The organism is Brevibacillus sp. MER 51, from assembly GCF_023714195.1.
Lineage (GTDB): Bacteria > Bacillota > Bacilli > Brevibacillales > Brevibacillaceae > Brevibacillus.
In genome coordinates, this window is the sequence record NZ_JAMAUS010000006.1 from 310,310 (window position 1) to 327,725 (window position 17,416).

General features: G+C 41.9%; 18 protein-coding genes. 17 read left to right on the forward strand and 1 reads right to left on the reverse strand.

The window, feature by feature from the left end:
* Positions 1–2: 2 nt before the first annotated feature.
* The 5 genes from flgK to csrA are packed head-to-tail and all read left to right on the forward strand — an operon-like array spanning position 3 to position 3,698.
* The gene (gene flgK / locus M3630_RS15495) at positions 3–1,490 is read left to right on the forward strand and encodes a flagellar hook-associated protein FlgK (RefSeq protein ID WP_251252657.1); all 1,488 of its coding nucleotides are present in this window, start codon (positions 3–5) and stop codon (positions 1,488–1,490) included.
* Between the two features lie 16 nt (positions 1,491–1,506).
* Positions 1,507–2,409: a flagellar hook-associated protein FlgL gene (gene flgL, locus M3630_RS15500; RefSeq protein WP_251252658.1), complete on the forward strand. Its 903-nt coding sequence runs from the start codon at positions 1,507–1,509 to the stop codon at positions 2,407–2,409.
* Positions 2,410–2,432: 23 nt separating this feature from the next.
* Positions 2,433–3,011 (forward strand): DUF6470 family protein, encoded by a 579-nt coding sequence (locus M3630_RS15505; protein ID WP_251252659.1) that lies wholly within the window; start codon positions 2,433–2,435, stop codon positions 3,009–3,011.
* A 19-nt stretch (positions 3,012–3,030) separates the two neighbouring features.
* Complete coding sequence (gene fliW / locus M3630_RS15510; RefSeq protein WP_353057236.1) at positions 3,031–3,441, forward strand: flagellar assembly protein FliW; 411 nt, start codon at positions 3,031–3,033, stop codon at positions 3,439–3,441.
* A gap of 11 nt (positions 3,442–3,452) precedes the next feature.
* Positions 3,453–3,698 (forward strand): carbon storage regulator CsrA, encoded by a 246-nt coding sequence (gene csrA, locus M3630_RS15515; protein WP_251252661.1) that lies wholly within the window; start codon positions 3,453–3,455, stop codon positions 3,696–3,698.
* Positions 3,699–3,793: 95 nt separating this feature from the next.
* On the opposite strand, the gene fliB is transcribed toward csrA, so the two are convergent.
* Positions 3,794–5,038 (reverse strand): flagellin lysine-N-methylase, encoded by a 1,245-nt coding sequence (gene fliB, locus M3630_RS15520; protein ID WP_251252662.1) that lies wholly within the window; start codon positions 5,036–5,038, stop codon positions 3,794–3,796.
* 232 nt (positions 5,039–5,270) lie between these two features.
* Here fliB and M3630_RS15525 point away from each other — a divergent pair, with 232 nt between their 5' ends.
* The 12 genes from M3630_RS15525 to fliD all read left to right on the forward strand — a co-directional run bounded on the left by M3630_RS15525 (position 5,271) and on the right by fliD (position 17,411).
* Complete coding sequence (locus tag M3630_RS15525; protein ID WP_251252663.1) at positions 5,271–6,089, forward strand: flagellin N-terminal helical domain-containing protein; 819 nt, start codon at positions 5,271–5,273, stop codon at positions 6,087–6,089.
* A 130-nt stretch (positions 6,090–6,219) separates the two neighbouring features.
* Complete coding sequence (locus tag M3630_RS15530) at positions 6,220–6,786, forward strand: hypothetical protein (RefSeq protein ID WP_251252664.1); 567 nt, start codon at positions 6,220–6,222, stop codon at positions 6,784–6,786.
* The gene (locus M3630_RS15535) at positions 6,773–8,638 is read left to right on the forward strand and encodes a motility associated factor glycosyltransferase family protein (RefSeq protein WP_251252665.1); all 1,866 of its coding nucleotides are present in this window, start codon (positions 6,773–6,775) and stop codon (positions 8,636–8,638) included. The genes M3630_RS15530 and M3630_RS15535 overlap by 14 nt, the downstream gene beginning before the upstream one ends.
* 25 nt (positions 8,639–8,663) lie before the next feature.
* Entirely contained in the window at positions 8,664–9,674 is a 1,011-nt protein-coding gene (locus M3630_RS15540; RefSeq protein ID WP_251252666.1) for an NAD-dependent 4,6-dehydratase LegB, read from the forward strand.
* Complete coding sequence (locus M3630_RS15545; RefSeq protein WP_251252667.1) at positions 9,671–10,858, forward strand: LegC family aminotransferase; 1,188 nt, start codon at positions 9,671–9,673, stop codon at positions 10,856–10,858. The genes M3630_RS15540 and M3630_RS15545 overlap by 4 nt, the downstream gene beginning before the upstream one ends.
* Positions 10,845–12,017, forward strand: a complete 1,173-nt coding sequence (gene neuC / locus M3630_RS15550) for a UDP-N-acetylglucosamine 2-epimerase (RefSeq protein ID WP_251252668.1) — start codon at positions 10,845–10,847, stop codon at positions 12,015–12,017. Before M3630_RS15545 ends, neuC begins: the two co-directional genes overlap by 14 nt.
* A gap of 2 nt (positions 12,018–12,019) precedes the next feature.
* Positions 12,020–13,096: an N-acetylneuraminate synthase gene (gene neuB / locus M3630_RS15555; RefSeq protein ID WP_251252669.1), complete on the forward strand. Its 1,077-nt coding sequence runs from the start codon at positions 12,020–12,022 to the stop codon at positions 13,094–13,096.
* Positions 13,093–13,713 carry an acetyltransferase gene (locus M3630_RS15560; protein ID WP_251252670.1) on the forward strand — a complete coding sequence of 207 codons (621 nt, stop codon included), beginning with the start codon at positions 13,093–13,095 and terminating at the stop codon, positions 13,711–13,713. Before neuB ends, M3630_RS15560 begins: the two co-directional genes overlap by 4 nt.
* A 30-nt stretch (positions 13,714–13,743) precedes the next feature.
* A complete protein-coding gene (locus M3630_RS15565) occupies positions 13,744–14,790 on the forward strand; it encodes a nucleotidyltransferase family protein (RefSeq protein ID WP_285860744.1) in 1,047 nt (348 codons plus the stop codon).
* Positions 14,787–15,491 carry an acylneuraminate cytidylyltransferase family protein gene (locus M3630_RS15570; protein WP_251252671.1) on the forward strand — a complete coding sequence of 235 codons (705 nt, stop codon included), beginning with the start codon at positions 14,787–14,789 and terminating at the stop codon, positions 15,489–15,491. Before M3630_RS15565 ends, M3630_RS15570 begins: the two co-directional genes overlap by 4 nt.
* 60 nt (positions 15,492–15,551) lie before the next feature.
* Entirely contained in the window at positions 15,552–15,911 is a 360-nt protein-coding gene (gene flaG, locus M3630_RS15575; protein ID WP_251252672.1) for a flagellar protein FlaG, read from the forward strand.
* Positions 15,912–15,923: 12 nt separating this feature from the next.
* Entirely contained in the window at positions 15,924–17,411 is a 1,488-nt protein-coding gene (gene fliD / locus M3630_RS15580; RefSeq protein WP_251252673.1) for a flagellar filament capping protein FliD, read from the forward strand.
* The last annotated feature ends 5 nt before the right edge of the window (positions 17,412–17,416 follow it).

A 17,416-nucleotide genomic window follows, 5' to 3' on the forward strand; every position in this document is an offset into this window, starting at 1 on the left:
AAATGCGCTCTACTTTTCATGGAATTGAAGTCAGCAAACGCGGCTTGTTCGCTCAACAGTCCGCGCTAAATACAACGGGACACAATATCTCCAATGCGAATACGGAAGGCTACAGTCGTCAGCGCGTGAACATGCAGGCTACGACGGGCTTGCCTTATGTGGGGATGCAAGCGAGTATTGAGCCTGGGTTGCTCGGGACAGGGGTTCAAGCTACTAGTATCCAGCGTCTACGGGAAGAGTTTCTGGATATTCAGTATCGGAATGAGTACAAACGCCAAGGTTACTGGGATGGGCGTTTGGAAACGTTGGAGAAATTGGAAGGCATCATGAATGAGCCGTCTGACACTGGCTTGCAAAAGGTTATGGACCAAATGTGGCAAGCATGGCAGGACTTGGCCAAAGATCCGACGGATACATCGGCTCGCGCAGTTGTTCGGGAACGAAGCAAGGCAGTAGCGGATACGTTTAATACGCTGACCAATCATATTAAGGAAGTACAAACTGATCTCAATAACGTGGTCAATGTAAAATCAATGGAGATCAACTCCTTGGGCCAACAGATTGCTAACTTGAACAATCAGATTGCAAACGTTGTCCCTCACGGCTATCAACCAAACGATCTCTATGACCAACGTGACGTGCTTTTGGACAAGCTCTCCAAGCTGGTGGAGGTCCGTGCGACTCAATCAACAGCGGGTATGGTTAATGTGACCATTGAAGGTCGGGATTTTGTTACTGGAATTACATCGCAGCCGGTAGCTACTGTACAGAATCCAGCTACGGGCATGAGTGACATGACGCTGGGCGGAGCGGCGTTTGTGCCGACAACCGGCTACATGGCAGGAACCCTCCAATCTCGTGATCAGATCGTGCCGAATATGCTAAAACGCTTGGATGTTTTGGCGGTGAATCTGACGAAAGAAATTAATGATCTGCATCGGGCAGGACGAAGCTTGAGTGATATTAACAATGGGACTGTGCAGGATCTGCCGTTCTTCGTGGATGCGAATTCTTTGGCTGCCAACCCAGCAACCAAAAATTATCCAACGAGTGCTTCTGGGATTGTCATTAATCCGGAAATTATGAAGAGCTTGGATGCGATTGCTGTGGCAAAACCTGAAACTGGAAGTACTCCAGTAGGGAACAATGAGAACGCATTGGCTATTGCTTCTATTAAGTTCAAAGTGCTCCAGGCAGGTGCTGGCCCCAATGATTTGGCGGAGAGCTCAACTTTGGATAACTACTATCGCTATACGATCAGTCAATTGGGCGTGGATGCTCAAGAAGCTGAACGTAATCGACTTAACTCCGAGATGCTTGTCGGAACTGTAGACAACCAGCGACAATCTGTATCAGGTGTATCCATTGACGATGAAATGGCGGAAATGGTGAAGTACCAACATGCGTACAGTGCATCTGCACGTGTCATGACAAGCATGGACGAGGTTTTGGATAAAGTCATCAACGGTATGGGCCGAGTGGGCCTGTAGTGGGAGGGATTAAATCATGGCGGTACGTGTAACACAGAACATGTTAAATAGTAATATGCTACGGAATTTGCATAATTCCATGCGCTCTATGGATAATCTGCAGCACCAGCTTTCATCTGGAAGCAAAATTGCCAAACCATCTGATGATCCGGTAGTGGCAGCACGGGGGATGTTTTATCGTTCTTCGTTGATGGAGAATGATCAGTATATAAGAAACATTGACGAAGCACAATCCTGGATGGATATGACAGATAGTACGATGGATGAAGTTGGAAACGTTATGAAGCGGATCAAAGAGCTTCTTGTTTATTCCGGTGATGGTGCCATTTCTCCCGCTGACCTGAACACAATGGCATCAGAAGTTCGGGAACTGAAAACTCACTTAGGTACACTAGCCAATCAGCAAATTAATGGTAAGTATATCTTTGCTGGTACAGATACAAACATACCTCCTTATGATCCCACTGCAAATGGGGGAAAAGGTGACTTCGTCAGTACAAATAGCTCTCCGATTAATTTGGAAGTGAGCCAGAATGTTTTTGTGACTTCAAACATTAACGCACAAAACTTATTTAACTATCCCAACAATGCCAACAATATGTTTAAGGTGTTAGATAATATTATTACTGAGTTGAGCAATGGTAGAAGTGCCGCACAATTTATCACGGGAATTGATCAGCAGTTTGATAAATTATTGGCCGAGCGGGCTTCCCTTGGAGCAAGTGTAAACCGTGTTGACCTTATTGCCGAGCGTTTAAAGGGTCAAGAAGTTAATATTACTGGGCTAATGTCAAAAAATGAAGATGCGGATATGGCGAAAGTCATGACAGAATTAAAAACACAGGAAAGTGTCCACAACGCAGCTTTAGGTTCAGGTGCCCGTATTATTCAGCCAACTTTGTTGGATTTCCTTCGCTAAGGAAAGATGAGGGTGAATAGCCAATGCAAATTCCCAAAATTCGAATGGAAAGCACGTTTGCTCAACTAGGATTAAACATAAATAAGCCTGTTCAAGAAATCAAGCAGCCAAAAGCAGAAATGAATTTGCGGCAGATCCCTGCCACACTTTCCGTGGAACAGGCCCGTACGATATTGCAGATCGATTCTAGTCAGGCCCGTGCTAATATTGGCATTATGACTTCGATGCAGTTTAGCGATAGTAGTGCTGCTTATGGAAAACAAAAGGCTATGCAGGCGATCGCAGAGAAAAGTCAAGAGGGCGATCGTCTCATGCGGATTTATACGAAGGAAAACGCAATTGCAGAAATTGGTCGGGAAAAAGGATTGCGCGTGCTGGAGGGAGGATATACTCCTCCAGCAGCTTCGTCAGATGATGGTGTAAATATAAGTGCGGAATTCAAGCCGGTTGCTATAGATGTACAGCGAAACGGGATGCGTATGGATCCAGTATTACGATCGCCTGAATTGTCCTATACGCCGGGCAAGGTTGAGCCGTATATGATACAATATAATAGTCTGAAAATAGATGTGGTTGGCAGTCAACTGGATCAAATGATGTGAGTGAGGGGAAAACATGAACATGAGTCAACAGGTTGAATTGGGCAAGCTATTTTTTGAAGATGGCATCCCTGGTTTTTCCCATTTGCAATTTTTTCAACTGTTACAGGAAGAGGAAAGTCCTTTTTTTATCATTCAGTCTACGGAAGAGAAGGAAGTAGGCTTTTGGGTAATCGATCCTTTTTCCTTTTTCCCCGATTACGAATTTGAGCTTTCAGATGTGGCCAAAAATGCCCTGCATGTAGATGAAGAATCCCAGTTAGGGGTGTTCTCCATTGTTACGCTTCGTGGTAACAATGAGGCAACAGTGAACCTAAAGGCCCCGATCGTGGTGAATCTGAGCAATCGTATGGGCAGACAAGTGATTCTGCAGGAAGATACATATTCCATTCGTCAGGCGTTGTTTAAACAACAAGCTGACGATCAAAAGTAGGTGGTGTTTATATGCTGGTCCTTTCTCGAAAGAAAAACGAATCGATCATGATAGGAGACACCATCGAAATCAAGATTATCTCAATTGATGGCGATCAGGTTAAAATAGGCATCGATGCCCCGCGTAATTTGGAAGTGTATCGGAAAGAAATTTTTGATGCGATTCAGGAAGAAAATCGACTGGCGACGCAGAATCAGAGAGATTGGGTAGCGGTGAAGCAGTTTTTTCTAAAGAACGATCATGAAAGTGATAAATAGTAATAACACGATTAGAGTGACAAGATGATTGTCGTAACCTATTAATGTTAGTTGCAAAAAGAGTTGTCGAAAACACATTCGACAACTCTTTTTGTCTAGTTTTTTAGGAATATAGCCATCCCGGCGATGGACGTGAATTCTTTTTTCTTTAGATAATCGAAGGCGAATTGAAGGTATCTTGGGTTATGCTCTATTGTTTTTGCTAAAGATTGAATCAATGTAAGTATATGATTTAAATTGAAATCAGATTTGTGGAAGCCAGCGATCCCAATCAAATGCATCTTGATCAAGCTGTAATGAAGAGCTAGCATAACATAATTATCCATGAGGCTTAAGCTGTTTCCGTAGAAGGGGAAGAGGTTTTTATACATTTGATTAACTAGATAGTTTTCTAAAATGTAAAAATGTTTTTCCATGAAAGGCTTATAGTACATATCGTGAGCATGCTGATATCGGGAGGCAATTGCTTCAATGTCATCTCTATCCGTATAATTTATTCCTGCCAAGAAAGCCTCGAAGCTGTTAAGATAACGACTGTTGGCGGCTCCTGAATGAATGCGAACGTCGATTAATTCTTTCAACAGACGAATTTGTGCAGATGCCTCAATAGGAATTTGAGCTAGGGATTGGCGTAATGTACCTGCTTGAATCAACTTTCTGTAGTTTTCGATTAACTGAGGGGTTTCAGTTGTGTTTCCAGCTGCAACGATGTCCTGTAAATTTTGATAAAACAACCCCAAAATTAAGAGTCGGTCCGTAATGTCGTAACTTCGGTTCTGTATGAGTCCAATAGAAAAAATACGCAAGTCCCAAAAGTAAGACATTATTTGATTATCGGTGTAATTATTCGGTTCAAGCTGTGAAAAGAACAGATGTTTCTGGTTTTTTTTTAGTTTTATTTCAAAAAATTCCATTGGATTCGGGTTAAGTAAAGCCAATCTTGCAGCCTCAGGACAGGATAAATTCGCGGACATTTCATAGTTGCGGTTCACGGTATTGGTTACACGAGGGTATGAAGCACACGTTGTTGACAAATAGTCTTCCCCTACATTTAACTGGATTTCGCAAAGGTTCTCAACTGAGAGCATAGGACAGCTTTTACACTCAGTCATCGTCATTATTGCATAGTTGTTATCTGTTGAACTCTTCTTGTTTCTTGTTACAACAGTATCTAACTTTTTTGCGAGAGCAGGATCTTTTACTTTTTTATATTTTTTATAGGTTGCTCTGTCTATGGTTACGCTCCATCCAGTGCAACAGGTATCTTCGCAGGAAGAACCAATGCATTGAAACTGATCCATATAGGCAGGGACGAGGATAATTGAATTGGATTGAGACAAGTTGAGTCCTCCTTTTTTGCGCTGCTTTTTATATAAATCGGTATTTCTAGCGATGCTCATAAGATTTCGAGAAAAAAATTAAAAAAAGAGAGTAAAAAGTACTAAAACGAATCAAGGAGACTTCCGATATAAATATTGTGAGGGCAAGCTGCAAGCGCGCGGTTGCAGTAAGTCCTGCCTATTAACCAACAGTCACAGGGACGTGACTGTCAAACTCAAGGAGGAATTGTACATGATTATCCAACACAATATGTCTGCAATGAATACTCACCGTCAACTGGGTGTAAACGGTGGCAACCTGTCTAAAAACGTTGAGAAATTGTCTTCCGGCTACCGCATCAACCGTGCTGCTGACGATGCTGCTGGTCTCTCCATCTCTGAGCGTATGCGTGCACAAATCCGTGGTATGGAGCAAGCTTCCCGTAACTCCCAAGACGGTATCTCCCTGATCCAAGTAGCTGAGGGTGCACTGCAAACTGTGAACAACATGCTCGTTCGTATTAAAGAACTGGCTACACAATCCGCTAACGGAACTTACGATGACGCTGCTGACCGTGCTCGTCTGGATGAAGAGTTGAAAGAGCTGTCCAAAGAGGTTACTAACATTAAAGACAACACCAAATTCAACGGAATTACTTTGTTGAATGGTTCCAAATCTGTTGACATCCAAATCGGTCAAGAAGCAGGTCAAAAATTGACTTTGGCAAAAGATAAGTTCTCTATCGCTGCAGTTGATACTGCTATTAAGGGATGGGGACTTGACACTGCAGCTAAAGCTTCTACTGTACTGGGTAGCATTGACACAGTGATTAACAAAGTATCTGCTGCTCGTTCCTACTTGGGTGCTAACCAAAACCGTTTGGAAAACACTATCAACAACCTGAACATTACTTCTGAAAACCTGACTGCAGCTGAATCCCGTATCCGCGATGTAGATATGGCGAAAGAGCAAATGGCTTTCACTAAGAACAACATCTTGACTCAAGCTTCCCAAGCTATGCTTGCTCAAGCTAACCAATTGCCACAAGGCGTTCTGCAACTTCTCCGTTAATCAAAGAATGAATAAAAAAGCATGGAAATCCGTAAGGATGCCCATGCTTTTTTTTATTTCCATGTTTATCATATAAACGGGGTAAATTGATTAGCCGATACTAGTAATGAACAATACGGAGGTGCAGATCATGAAACTGATAGCGGCTGGACAAGAATATATCATAGAAAATAATTCTGTAATGATTGAAACGGTTTTAAATATTGTTGATCAAGCGGTTAGAGACCATTCACTGGTATTTTGTGGATTTGAGGTCAATGGAGAAGAATTTTATGATGATTTAGCTCAACTCGTTGCAGATAGAGGAGAAACTATCGAAACAATTGTAGCGATTCTCCTGACACAGGAACAATGGAGACGGGAGACATTGCATTCTGTAGAAGAGTATTTGCAAAATTCCTTGCCGTTATTAGAGACTCTTTATCAAGATTTTTATGACAGTCCTTCAGAAAGAGCATGGCAGGAATTTGGTAAATTGATTGAGAGCATGGAATGGATTAGTAAGGTAGCTGAATATACAGATAGTCGGGCATTTTTGGACTACCGGGAAGAAGTCCGTAATCTTGAGATTGCTGTATCTCAAAAAGACGCTGGTCAAATTGGTGATATTATTCAATTTGAAATCATTCCTCGATTTGAAAAGGCAATCGAAACATTATCAGTAATAGATGGAGGGAAGACATTTGATATTAACTGAAAATATACAGTTACTGAAAACGTACTTTCCTCAAGTATGGCAGCAGATATCCGATAAAAAAGCCAATGACTCACTTGTACGTCTTGAGGAGACACGGAAGCAGGTAAGCACAGTTGCAGTCCATGTTGAATCCGGGTGGAACTATATTCATAGTAAATATGATCCGTTAGGGGAAGCGGAGAGATTTGTCAGTTCGATTCAGGAACTTGACCCCAGTCAGCATATTTTGTTTTATGGGGTTGGCTTAGGTTATCATATTCAAGAATTATTAAAACTTCATCCTTCCCTTAGCTTTTCGATTTATGAACCAAATCTTTCTATTCTCACAAAGTTTTTATCCGTCTTTGATTTAAACAAATGGCAACCGGGCACTCAACTAGCAAATATGATGACAGAAACGACTAGCGATGACTTGAAGGAAAATCTTCGCAAGTTCACTCATTTTTTAGATAAGGAAGTTAAGATTGTCATACTGAATAGCTATGATCGTATTTATCCAGAATCGACCCGAAAGTTTGTTGAAGTATTTCGGGAGTCCGTTTATGAAAATAAAGAAATCATCTCCACTCGATTGATTTTTTCAAAAAGGGAAGCGGTCAATGGACTCAAGAATCTCCCTTACATGTTAGAGACGCCAAATATTTTACATGGACACAATGAATTATTTAGAGATAAACCTGCGATTATTGTAGCAGCAGGTCCTTCTTTAAATGACGAATATGAAAATTTAAGAAAAATCAAGGAAGAGGGCTTAGCCTACATATTTTCAGTTGGTTCTGCCATTAACTCGTTAATTTCAAATGGAATTTATCCGGATGCAGCCTTTTCTTATGATGGTAGTGTCATGAATGCCAAGGTTTTTGAGAAAATCATTGATTCGAACATTACGGACATCCCATTGATCTTTGGTTCGACGATTGGCTATGAGACTGTAGAGAAATATCCAGGTAAACTCATTCACTTTTTTGTTCGTCATGACTCTATTGTAGATTTGTTAATAAAGTCCAAAAGCGAAGAACAGCTGTTGACAGCGGAACGATTAAGGACAATTTCGAGCATCGCGATGAGCGTATTACATCAGATTGGGTGCTCACCCATTATTCTGGTGGGGCAAAATTTCGGATATCGAGGAGAAGACTATTATGCTTCCGGAATCTCCTACATTGATTCGAGGACGACTGAAGAGCAAAAAGAGACTGCTTCTTCTGTTAAGGATGTTTACGGGAACATGATATTGAGCAGTCGTGGCCATACAGAAATGAGATTGGAGATGGAAGAGTTTATTGCTTCTATTCAACCAATTACAATATGGAATGCAACAAAGGGTGGAGCCCATATTGAAGGAACTACATTCATGCCACTCGAGGACTTGATCTCCAACAAATTAAGAGGGCATGGGGTCATTCATAAGGCATGGGTAGATAAACTAGAAGAAAGCCTTGATATTGATGAAACCTACCTTAGACAGAAATACCGCAATCTTAATGAGTCATGTCAAGAGTTGGGGAAAATATTCAAGCGTTTCGAAGAGCTATTAAATGAGATGAGAGCATTAACTGCTACGAAAAATGTATTATTGCTGGAAAAGGCATTTAACAAATTTGATAAACTATTTGATCGGTTGCAGCAAAATCACTTTAATCTATTCGTTATTCAAAGAATGAACAGTTTGGGATTTGCAATCGTCATGAAGTTGTTCGAGGAAGTACGCTATCATACGGAGCCTCTTGATAAAGCTGAAAAAGTTGTGAACCAGTTTACGAAGTACATGGAAAGCTGCTTGGATGATCTTGCCGCTATGAAAGAAGTTTTGAAAGAAGCAAGTGACCGCATCTTCGCTGAGAAAAAATAGTTTTTAAGAATGGTGGTAGTTGTTGATGAATCTTAAAGGGAAGAAAATATTGGTCACAGGCTCTGACGGATTTATCGGGTCGCATTTAACAGAGCGGCTTGTTCAGGAAGGATACGATGTGAGGGCATTTGTCAACTATAACTCTTTCAACTCTTGGGGTTGGTTGGATCATTCTCCTCAGGAGATTGTATCCCAAGTAGAAATTTTCTCGGGGGATATTCGCGATCCTCACGGTGTTAAGAAAGCGATGGAGAATTGCGATGTTGTTATGCATTTGGCTGCTCTGATTGCTATTCCATACTCCTACCATTCACCGGATACATATGTAGATACCAATATAAAAGGTACTTTAAACATCATGCAGGCTGCGAGAGAGTTAGGGGTTGAAAAAGTTATTCATACCTCTACGAGTGAAGTATACGGTACAGCAAAGTTCGTTCCCATAACTGAGAATCATCCACTTCAAGGACAATCACCATATTCAGCCAGTAAAATAGGTGCCGATCAGATGGCCTTGTCGTTTTATAATTCATTCGGTCTCCCAGTTTCAATCATTCGCCCATTTAATACGTATGGTCCAAGACAATCTGCTCGTGCCGTAATTCCAACGATTATTACCCAAATCGCTGCTGGGCAAAAGACTATCAAACTGGGATCCCTTCATCCAACACGAGACTTTAATTACGTAAAAGATACAGTCAGGGGCTTCATTTCGATGGCACAATCGGATCGTTCTGTTGGTGAAGTGATCAATATAGGCAGCAATTATGAGGTTTCGATTGGACAAACTGCTGAATTTATCGCTGAATTGATGGGACAAGACATTGAGATAGTGACAGAGGACAACCGCCTTCGTCCGGAAAAAAGTGAAGTAGAGCGTTTGTGGGCGGACAATTCGAAAGCAAAAGAATTACTTGGCTGGGAACCTGACTATAGCGGGACTGAGGGATTTAAAAGAGGTCTGGCTGAAACGATTGAATGGTTTTTAAATCCGTCTCATTTAAGCCAGTACAAAGCGGGGATATACAATCTATGAAGACGACAATCTCAGCTGAAAAAATCGTATCAATATTAAACGAAGTTATTTCTCCTGACAAAGATTTTATTGCTTTGCATGAGCCGAGTTTTCAAGGAAATGAATGGGTTTATGTAAAAGAATGTTTGGATACAGGGTGGGTTTCATCAGTTGGGAAATATGTGGATAAATTCGAGGAGATGCTTAAGGAATATACAGGGACAAAGCGTGCCGTTGCTGTTGTTAACGGTACAGCTGCCCTGCATATATGTCTAAAACTCGTAGGCGTAGAGCGGGATGATGAAGTAATAATTCCCGCCTTGTCTTTTATTGCAACCGCCAATGCTGTTGCCTACTGTGGTGCCATTCCTCATTTTGTTGATAGCTCTGAAGCAACACTTGGCTTGGACCCAGTGAAGCTGGATGAGTACCTCCAGGAGATTGCAGTTGTTCGTGATCAAGCATGCTATAACAAGCAAACTGGCCGAAGAATAAAAGCGGTTGTACCTATGCATACATTTGGGCATCCAGTTGAATTGGATAAGCTGGTAGACGTCTGTGAGAGATATCATTTAGAACTCATTGAAGATGCAGCGGAATCATTAGGTTCGTATTATAAAGGACGCCATACAGGTAATTGGGGGCGAGTCTCTGCTCTTAGTTTTAATGGGAATAAAATCATGACAACGGGTGGCGGAGGAGCAATCATAACAAATGATGAGTCGTTGGGGCAATTGGCCAAGCATTTGACAACAACAGCGAAACAGCCACATGCATGGGAGTTTGTCCACGACCAGGTTGGTTACAATTATCGGATGCCAAATATCAATGCTGCTCTGGGGTGTGCTCAACTAGAGCAACTACCTGCTTTTCTAGCTCAAAAAAGAGCTTTGGCACATGTCTATCAAGATAGGTTCTCGGATGTGGAAGGAGTTTCTTTTATAACCGAGCCTAACTACTGTACCAGCAACTATTGGCTCAATACGCTCCGATTGAAGCCGGAATGGAGCCATCTGCGTGATGATATCTTGAGATTAACTAACGAGCATGGTTTGATGACGAGGCCAGTATGGCGTCTACTGAGCAGCCTTCCTATGTATGAGCAGGCACCCAGAATGGATCTGACTGTAGCTCTGAATTTGGAATCTAGTATCGTGAATATCCCAAGCAGCTCAAATTTGGGGGCAGTGTATGTCGAGTCGTAAAATATGTGTCGTTACTGGTACACGAGCAGAATATGGCCTTCTCTATTGGTTAATGCGTGAGATTCAGGATGACCCCGATCTACATCTCCAAATAGTGGCTACGGGGATGCATTTGTCTCCAGAGTTTGGGCTTACGTATAAGATAATTGAGCAAGATGGCTTTGTTATAGATGAAAAAGTAGAAATGCTTCTCTCAAGTGATACTTCTGTGGGGGTTGCAACCTCCGTTGGATTGGGAGTGATCGGTTTTGCAGGGGCTTTTGAGAGACTCAAGCCGGATATCGTTGTTGTTTTAGGAGATCGATTTGAAATTTTAGCTGCTGCTCAGGCAGCAATGGTAGCTCGTATCCCGCTTGCCCATTTACATGGTGGAGAGACCACAGAAGGTGTCATTGACGAAGCAATCAGGCATTCCGTGACCAAGATGTCTCATTTACACTTCGTTTCAACGGAGGTATATAGACGGCGAGTCATTCAAATGGGAGAGCAACCTGACCGCGTATATACCGTCGGCGCAATTGGTCTGGATAATATCAGAAAGATGAATTTGATGGATCGCAAATCTTTCGAGGAATCGGTGCAGCTTCCATTAAGAGATCCAAGCTTTCTTTTGACCTATCATCCGGTAACGTTGAACCAAGGCCAATCCGAGAAAGCGATGAATGAATTGTTTCATGCGCTCGATGAGTTTCCCAATGCGACGTGTATTTTTACAAAACCAAACGCAGACATGGAGGGGCGCCTTATATCCAGAATGATCGATGAATACGTTGGGAAGCGTCCTTCCACGTGCAAAGCCTTTGTTTCGCTTGGCCAACTGAGGTATTTAAGTGCCATACAACACGTTGATGCAGTAATTGGAAATTCCTCTAGCGGTATACTTGAAGTTCCGTATTTCAAAAAACCAACCGTCAATATGGGAGATAGGCAAAAGGGAAGAATACAAGCTTCCTCCATTATTAATTGTATGGAGACAAAAGAATCGATTTGCGATGCAATAAAACAGGCGCTCTCTCCGGAGTTTAGAAGAGATATTACATTTATGAATTCCCCCTATGGAGAAGGAGAAGTGTCTGGCAAGATAAAGGGGCTTCTTAAACAAGTGAATCTTTCATCATTACTCAATAAAGGATTTTATGACCTTTCTTTGGAGGTGTAGTCATGTTCAGAACATTTATCATTGCAGAAGCAGGAGTCAATCATAATGGATCCTTGGACATGGCGAAGGAATTAATTTATCGGGCCGTAGAAGCAGGAGCCGATGCGGTGAAATTCCAGACATTTAAGGCTGAACATATTATCAGCAGGCATGCACAAAAAGCTGATTATCAAAAGAAAAGAACAGATAAAGAAGAGACTCAGCTCGAGATGGTTAAAAAGCTGGAATTGAGTCGAGAGATGCATGAAGAACTTGTCCATTGCTGCCGAAATAATAATATTAAATTCTTGTCCACCCCATTTGATGTAGAGAGTGTCGATTTACTTGCTCATGATATCCAGGTTGACCAGTTGAAAATTCCTTCAGGTGAAATTACTAACGCTCCATTACTATTAAAGATCGCTCGTTCAAATCTCCCTGTATTCCTGTCGACAGGGATGTCAAACTTAGGCGAAATTGAGCAAGCATTGGCTGTCCTTTCCTATGGTTATGTTGCGGATAAACAAGCTCCTTCTCTTTCTAGGTTTATGGAGGTTTATTCAAGTGAGGAAGGACAACAAGTGTTGCGGGAAAAAGTTACGCTTCTTCATTGTACAACAGAGTACCCCGCGCCTTTTGAGGATGTAAATTTAAGAGCGATGGATACACTAGCATCTGCATTTGGATTACGCGTAGGATTTTCGGATCATACCCGTGGCATCTCTGTTCCCATTGCGGCTGTAGCTCGAGGAGCCAAGGTTATCGAAAAGCATTTTACTCTTGATAGATCTTTACCTGGTCCCGATCACATGGCGTCCTTAGAGCCGGATGAATTGAAGCAGATGATTGATTCTATTCGTCAAGTTGAAATGGCTTTAGGAAAGCCTATGAAGCTTGCTACTCCAGTGGAACAAAAAAACAAATCTGTTGCACGTAAAAGCTTGGTCGCCGCAAAAACGATTAAGAAAGGTGACAAGTTTACAACAGAAAATGTAACCTCCAAACGCCCAGGGACAGGAATTTCTCCCATGTTGTACTGGGAGTGTATCGGGAAAGTGGCCGATCGAGATTACGAAGAAGATGACGCGATACAATTATGATGCCAATAATCGTATTGGGCGGCGGCGGTCATGCCAAGGTTGTTATAGAGATTTTACAATTTCAGGACGTGGAAGTGATAGGTTTTACAGATCCTCAACCTAAGTCCATGATTCTTGACATCCCTTGGATTGGGGACGACCAGATGGTAGAAAATTACTCCCCATCGAATGTACTGTTAGTAAATGGATTAGGATCTGTCGGGGACAACACGCGAAAACGAGAGGCTTTTCTTTTCTGGAAAGAGAAAGGCTTTTCCTTTTCCAAGGTTATTCATCCATCCGCGATTGTCTCACCTCATGCGGTACTGGAAGAGGGAGTGCAGGTCATGGCAGGAGCAGTTATCCAACCTGGCACACATATTGACAGCAATTCAATTATCAATACGCGAGCAGTCATTGAGCATGACACGAGTATAGGGAAACACGTACATATCGCTCCCGGAGCGGTATTATCAGGAAGTGTCACAGTAGAAGACGATGCGCATATAGGTACAGGTGCTGCTGTCATTCAGGGAATGATAATTGGCAGAAATAGTTTGGTAGGAGCAGGTGCCGTCGTTGTAAAACATGTACAAGCTAATACCAAAGTGTCAGGAGTTCCCGCAAGAGAAATGTAGGCACAAGTTCCAAGAAAGGTGTGACGAATAATGGACTGGAGAGAGCTGCTAGTATCACCACAAACGCCTATTCTTCATACTTTGGAAATTATTGACAAAAGCGCTAGGCAGATAGCGTTGGTGGCAGATGAAAACGATAGGTTGCTAGGGACAGTAACTGATGGTGATATACGTAGGGGCTTGCTAAAAGGAAGAGCTCTGCAAGACCCGATTTCTCTCATAATGAATTCATTTCCAACAGTGGCTTCTCCTTACGAAACACGTGAGAACATATTGGCACTTATGAAGATCAAAAAGATTCATCAAATTCCTATTGTTGACGAGGATGGGAAAATTGTTTATGTAGAAGTTTTAAATGAATTATTGCGTCCAACAAAGAAAGACAACTGGGTAGTTTTGATGGCAGGAGGGTTAGGAACAAGGCTCCATCCGCTCACACATGATTGTCCGAAGCCATTGCTCCCAGTAGGGAATAAGCCATTGTTGGAAACCATTCTGCAAAGTTTTATCGATCAAGGTTTCCATCGCTTTTACATATCAGTGAAATATAAAGCAGAGATGATTCAAGAGCATTTTGGAGATGGTTCAAATTGGGGTATCTCTATCCAATATTTGCAGGAAAAAGAATCATTGGGTACAGCCGGGGCACTCAGCTTGTTACCGGAAAAACCAAGTGAACCGTTTTTTGTCATGAATGGGGATCTATTAACCAAGGTGAATTTTGAACAGCTGCTTGATTTTCATAAAACTTATCAAGCTCAAGCGACGATGTGTGTCAGGGAATATGATCATCAAATTCCTTATGGTGTAGTCAGGTTGGACCAATATCGGCTTACTTCTATTGAAGAAAAACCAACTCAGCGCTTCTTTGTCAACGCGGGTATTTACGTACTAAGCCCTGACGCAGTTGAGAATATACCTCATAACCAATACTTCGACATGCCGAGCTTGTTTGATCATCTAGTGAAGAATCAACAGCAAACGATTGCATTTCCAATCCGGGAGTATTGGCTTGATATTGGTAGAATGGCTGACTTTGAGAGAGCAAATATGGAGTTTGCGGAGGTCTTTGGATGATCAACGACAGCAAAGTGCTTGCTATTATACCTGCACGTGGTGGATCCAAAGGTGTTCCCAGGAAAAACATTCGAGAGTTATCGGGCAAACCGTTGATCGCTTGGACGATAGAAGAGGCGAAAAAATCATTATACATTGATCGAGTGATTGTTTCGACAGATGATGAAGAAATTGCAGAAGTTGCAAGGGAATGGGGATGCGAGGTTCCTTTCTTGAGACCATCGGAGTTCGCGCAAGACCATACCCCAGGCATAGACCCCGTCCTCCATGCGATGGAAATGCTCCCCGGTTATGACTATGCGATGCTGCTTCAACCAACTTCACCACTGCGAATAGCAGAAGATATTGATGCGTGTCTTGAGCATTGTGTAAAACAAGGGGCAAACGCATGCGTATCTGTTTCCCTTACAGATAAATCCCCCTACTGGATGTACCATCTTTCAGAAACAAATGGACTCCTGCCCGTTCTTCATTCGGAGCAGCCTGTATTAAGAAGGCAAGATGCACCTGATGTTTATGTACTTAACGGTGCTGTATATATTGCAAGATCAACCTGGTTGCAGCAAACTCGTACATATTTACAAGCAGAGACGATTGGTTTTGTCATGCCAAAAGAACGTTCATTTGATATTGACACACAATTTGATTTTACTTTCGCTGAAACCATCATGAACGAAAAAAAGACGCGAGAAACGAAGTAAACTGTCCTAGGGTTTTTTCCGATACTTATGGTAAAGGGAACCATTAGGGGAGGTAAGGTTGTGAGTATCCAAGGGAGTAACATGGCTGGTAACGGAAAAATGCCATATGTAGAGAAGGTTGCAGGGGGAACTGGAAATCAACTTGGAGTGCAACAGAATGAAACAAAGACCCCAACCGAAACAGAAAAGCAGTTTTCTAAGGGTGATATGGAACGGCAAGTAGAGAGCTTGAACAAGTTTATGCAATCCAGCACAACCCATCTCAAATTTACATTACATGAGCAGTTAAATGAGTACTATGTTCAAGTTGTAAGTGACATCGATAATACAGTCGTGCGTGAAATTCCTTCAAAAAAAATGATGGATATGGTTGCGAAAATGCACGAAATGATCGGGTTACTAGTTGATGAGAAAAGATAGGGGGTAATAGTTATGGGTATACGTATGACTGGAATGGCGTCCGGAATGGACACGGAGAAAATGATTAAGGATTTAATGAAAGCACAGCGTGAGCCAGTTAATCGATTACAGCGAAATAAGTATTCTGTTGAGTGGAAACGGGACGCTTATCGTGATATGAATTCCCTTTTTGCTGATTTGCAAAATACAATGAAGAATCTCAGGATGTCAAGCACTTTTACCAAAAAAACAGTAGCTTCAGATAATGACAGTATTGCTTCGGCAAAGGTGGTTGGGACTCCATCGTTACCTTCTTATACAGTTGAAGTAGAATCATTGGCGAAAGCTAGCACACCTGCAAGAGCTGAGTTTTTGACAACTGTTACTGACCCTAAAGCAGCAGTTGGGGGCCCTGACTTTACAATAACAATCAAGAAAGATACAAATGGAGATGGCACAATGGAAGAGGTGCCTCTTACTTTTGCAGGTGCTACTGACTCTATTGAAAGTATTGTAAACAAAATAAACAGCTCGAAATCAGGAGTGAAAGCGAGTTTTTTCGATAAAAAGCTCGTTTTAACAGCTGAAGATGGGAAAGATTTTGATGTAGTCAGTACAAATAACAGCTTGAACTTAGATGCTAACAAAACCTATACATCAGGTACTGCAGGTGTCCCAGCGAAATTCAAAATTAATGGTGTGGAATATACGTCTGCAACTAACACATTTAAATATGACGGTATTGATTTTACACTAAAACAGACAAATGTGAATGCAGCCATTACGGTTAGTTCCAAAACAGACGAAGATTCAATATTCAACACAGTTAAAGATTTTGTAGACAAGTATAATGCCATTATTGAGACAATCAATAAGAAAATATCAGAGCCAAAATATAAGGGGTATCAACCGTTACTAGACGAGGAAAAAGAAGCCTTACCAGAAAAAACGGCTGAAAAAATGGAAACAATGGCGCGCAGTGGAATTCTTTTGCGTGATCCAATTCTGTCAAGCGGTTTAAATGAACTTAGACGAGCTCTCAGTACACCTGTACAAATAGCTGCGGACAAATCATTATCACTCTCTCAGATGGGAATTACGGGCCCACCAAATGGGAAAAATGCTTATCAGGAAAATGGAAAACTCTATATTAATGAAACAAAACTGCGTGAATCAATCCGAAATAACGGTGAAGATGTATTGAAACTGTTTACAAACTTTAGCAGTGCAGGTACCACTTCTGAAAAATACAAAGAAAGTGGTGTAGCTGAGCGGCTATATAGTGAACTGAATAAGGTGATGGAAAAGGTAACCAAAGAGGCAGGATCCGTTGGCAGTGGTTATGATGACAGCAGCTTGGGTAAAAAGCTTAAACAAACATCTGAAGAAATAGATCGCTGGGAAGATCGCTTAAAGCTAATCGAAGATCGCTACTGGAAGCAATTCACTGCTATGGAAAAGGCAATGTCCAAATCCCAGTCCCAAGGCTCATGGTTCGCACAAATGTTAGGGCAACGATAATAGGG

What these genes read in the sequence shown, in the direction of transcription:
- M3630_RS15540 (WP_251252666.1), top strand. Translation starts at nt 8,664, where the DNA reads ATGAATCTTAAAGGGAAGAAAATATTGGTCACAGGCTCTGACGGATTT.
- M3630_RS15530 (WP_251252664.1), top strand. Translation starts at nt 6,220, where the DNA reads ATGAAACTGATAGCGGCTGGACAAGAATATATCATAGAAAATAATTCT.
- flgL (WP_251252658.1), top strand. Translation starts at nt 1,507, where the DNA reads ATGGCGGTACGTGTAACACAGAACATGTTAAATAGTAATATGCTACGG.
- M3630_RS15505 (WP_251252659.1), top strand. Translation starts at nt 2,433, where the DNA reads ATGCAAATTCCCAAAATTCGAATGGAAAGCACGTTTGCTCAACTAGGA.
- flgK (WP_251252657.1), top strand. Translation starts at nt 3, where the DNA reads ATGCGCTCTACTTTTCATGGAATTGAAGTCAGCAAACGCGGCTTGTTC.
- fliD (WP_251252673.1), top strand. Translation starts at nt 15,924, where the DNA reads ATGGGTATACGTATGACTGGAATGGCGTCCGGAATGGACACGGAGAAA.
- neuC (WP_251252668.1), top strand. Translation starts at nt 10,845, where the DNA reads ATGTCGAGTCGTAAAATATGTGTCGTTACTGGTACACGAGCAGAATAT.
- csrA (WP_251252661.1), top strand. Translation starts at nt 3,453, where the DNA reads ATGCTGGTCCTTTCTCGAAAGAAAAACGAATCGATCATGATAGGAGAC.
- neuB (WP_251252669.1), top strand. Translation starts at nt 12,020, where the DNA reads ATGTTCAGAACATTTATCATTGCAGAAGCAGGAGTCAATCATAATGGA.
- M3630_RS15565 (WP_285860744.1), top strand. Translation starts at nt 13,744, where the DNA reads ATGGACTGGAGAGAGCTGCTAGTATCACCACAAACGCCTATTCTTCAT.
- M3630_RS15525 (WP_251252663.1), top strand. Translation starts at nt 5,271, where the DNA reads ATGATTATCCAACACAATATGTCTGCAATGAATACTCACCGTCAACTG.
- fliW (WP_353057236.1), top strand. Translation starts at nt 3,031, where the DNA reads ATGAGTCAACAGGTTGAATTGGGCAAGCTATTTTTTGAAGATGGCATC.
- M3630_RS15570 (WP_251252671.1), top strand. Translation starts at nt 14,787, where the DNA reads ATGATCAACGACAGCAAAGTGCTTGCTATTATACCTGCACGTGGTGGA.
- M3630_RS15560 (WP_251252670.1), top strand. Translation starts at nt 13,093, where the DNA reads ATGATGCCAATAATCGTATTGGGCGGCGGCGGTCATGCCAAGGTTGTT.
- M3630_RS15545 (WP_251252667.1), top strand. Translation starts at nt 9,671, where the DNA reads ATGAAGACGACAATCTCAGCTGAAAAAATCGTATCAATATTAAACGAA.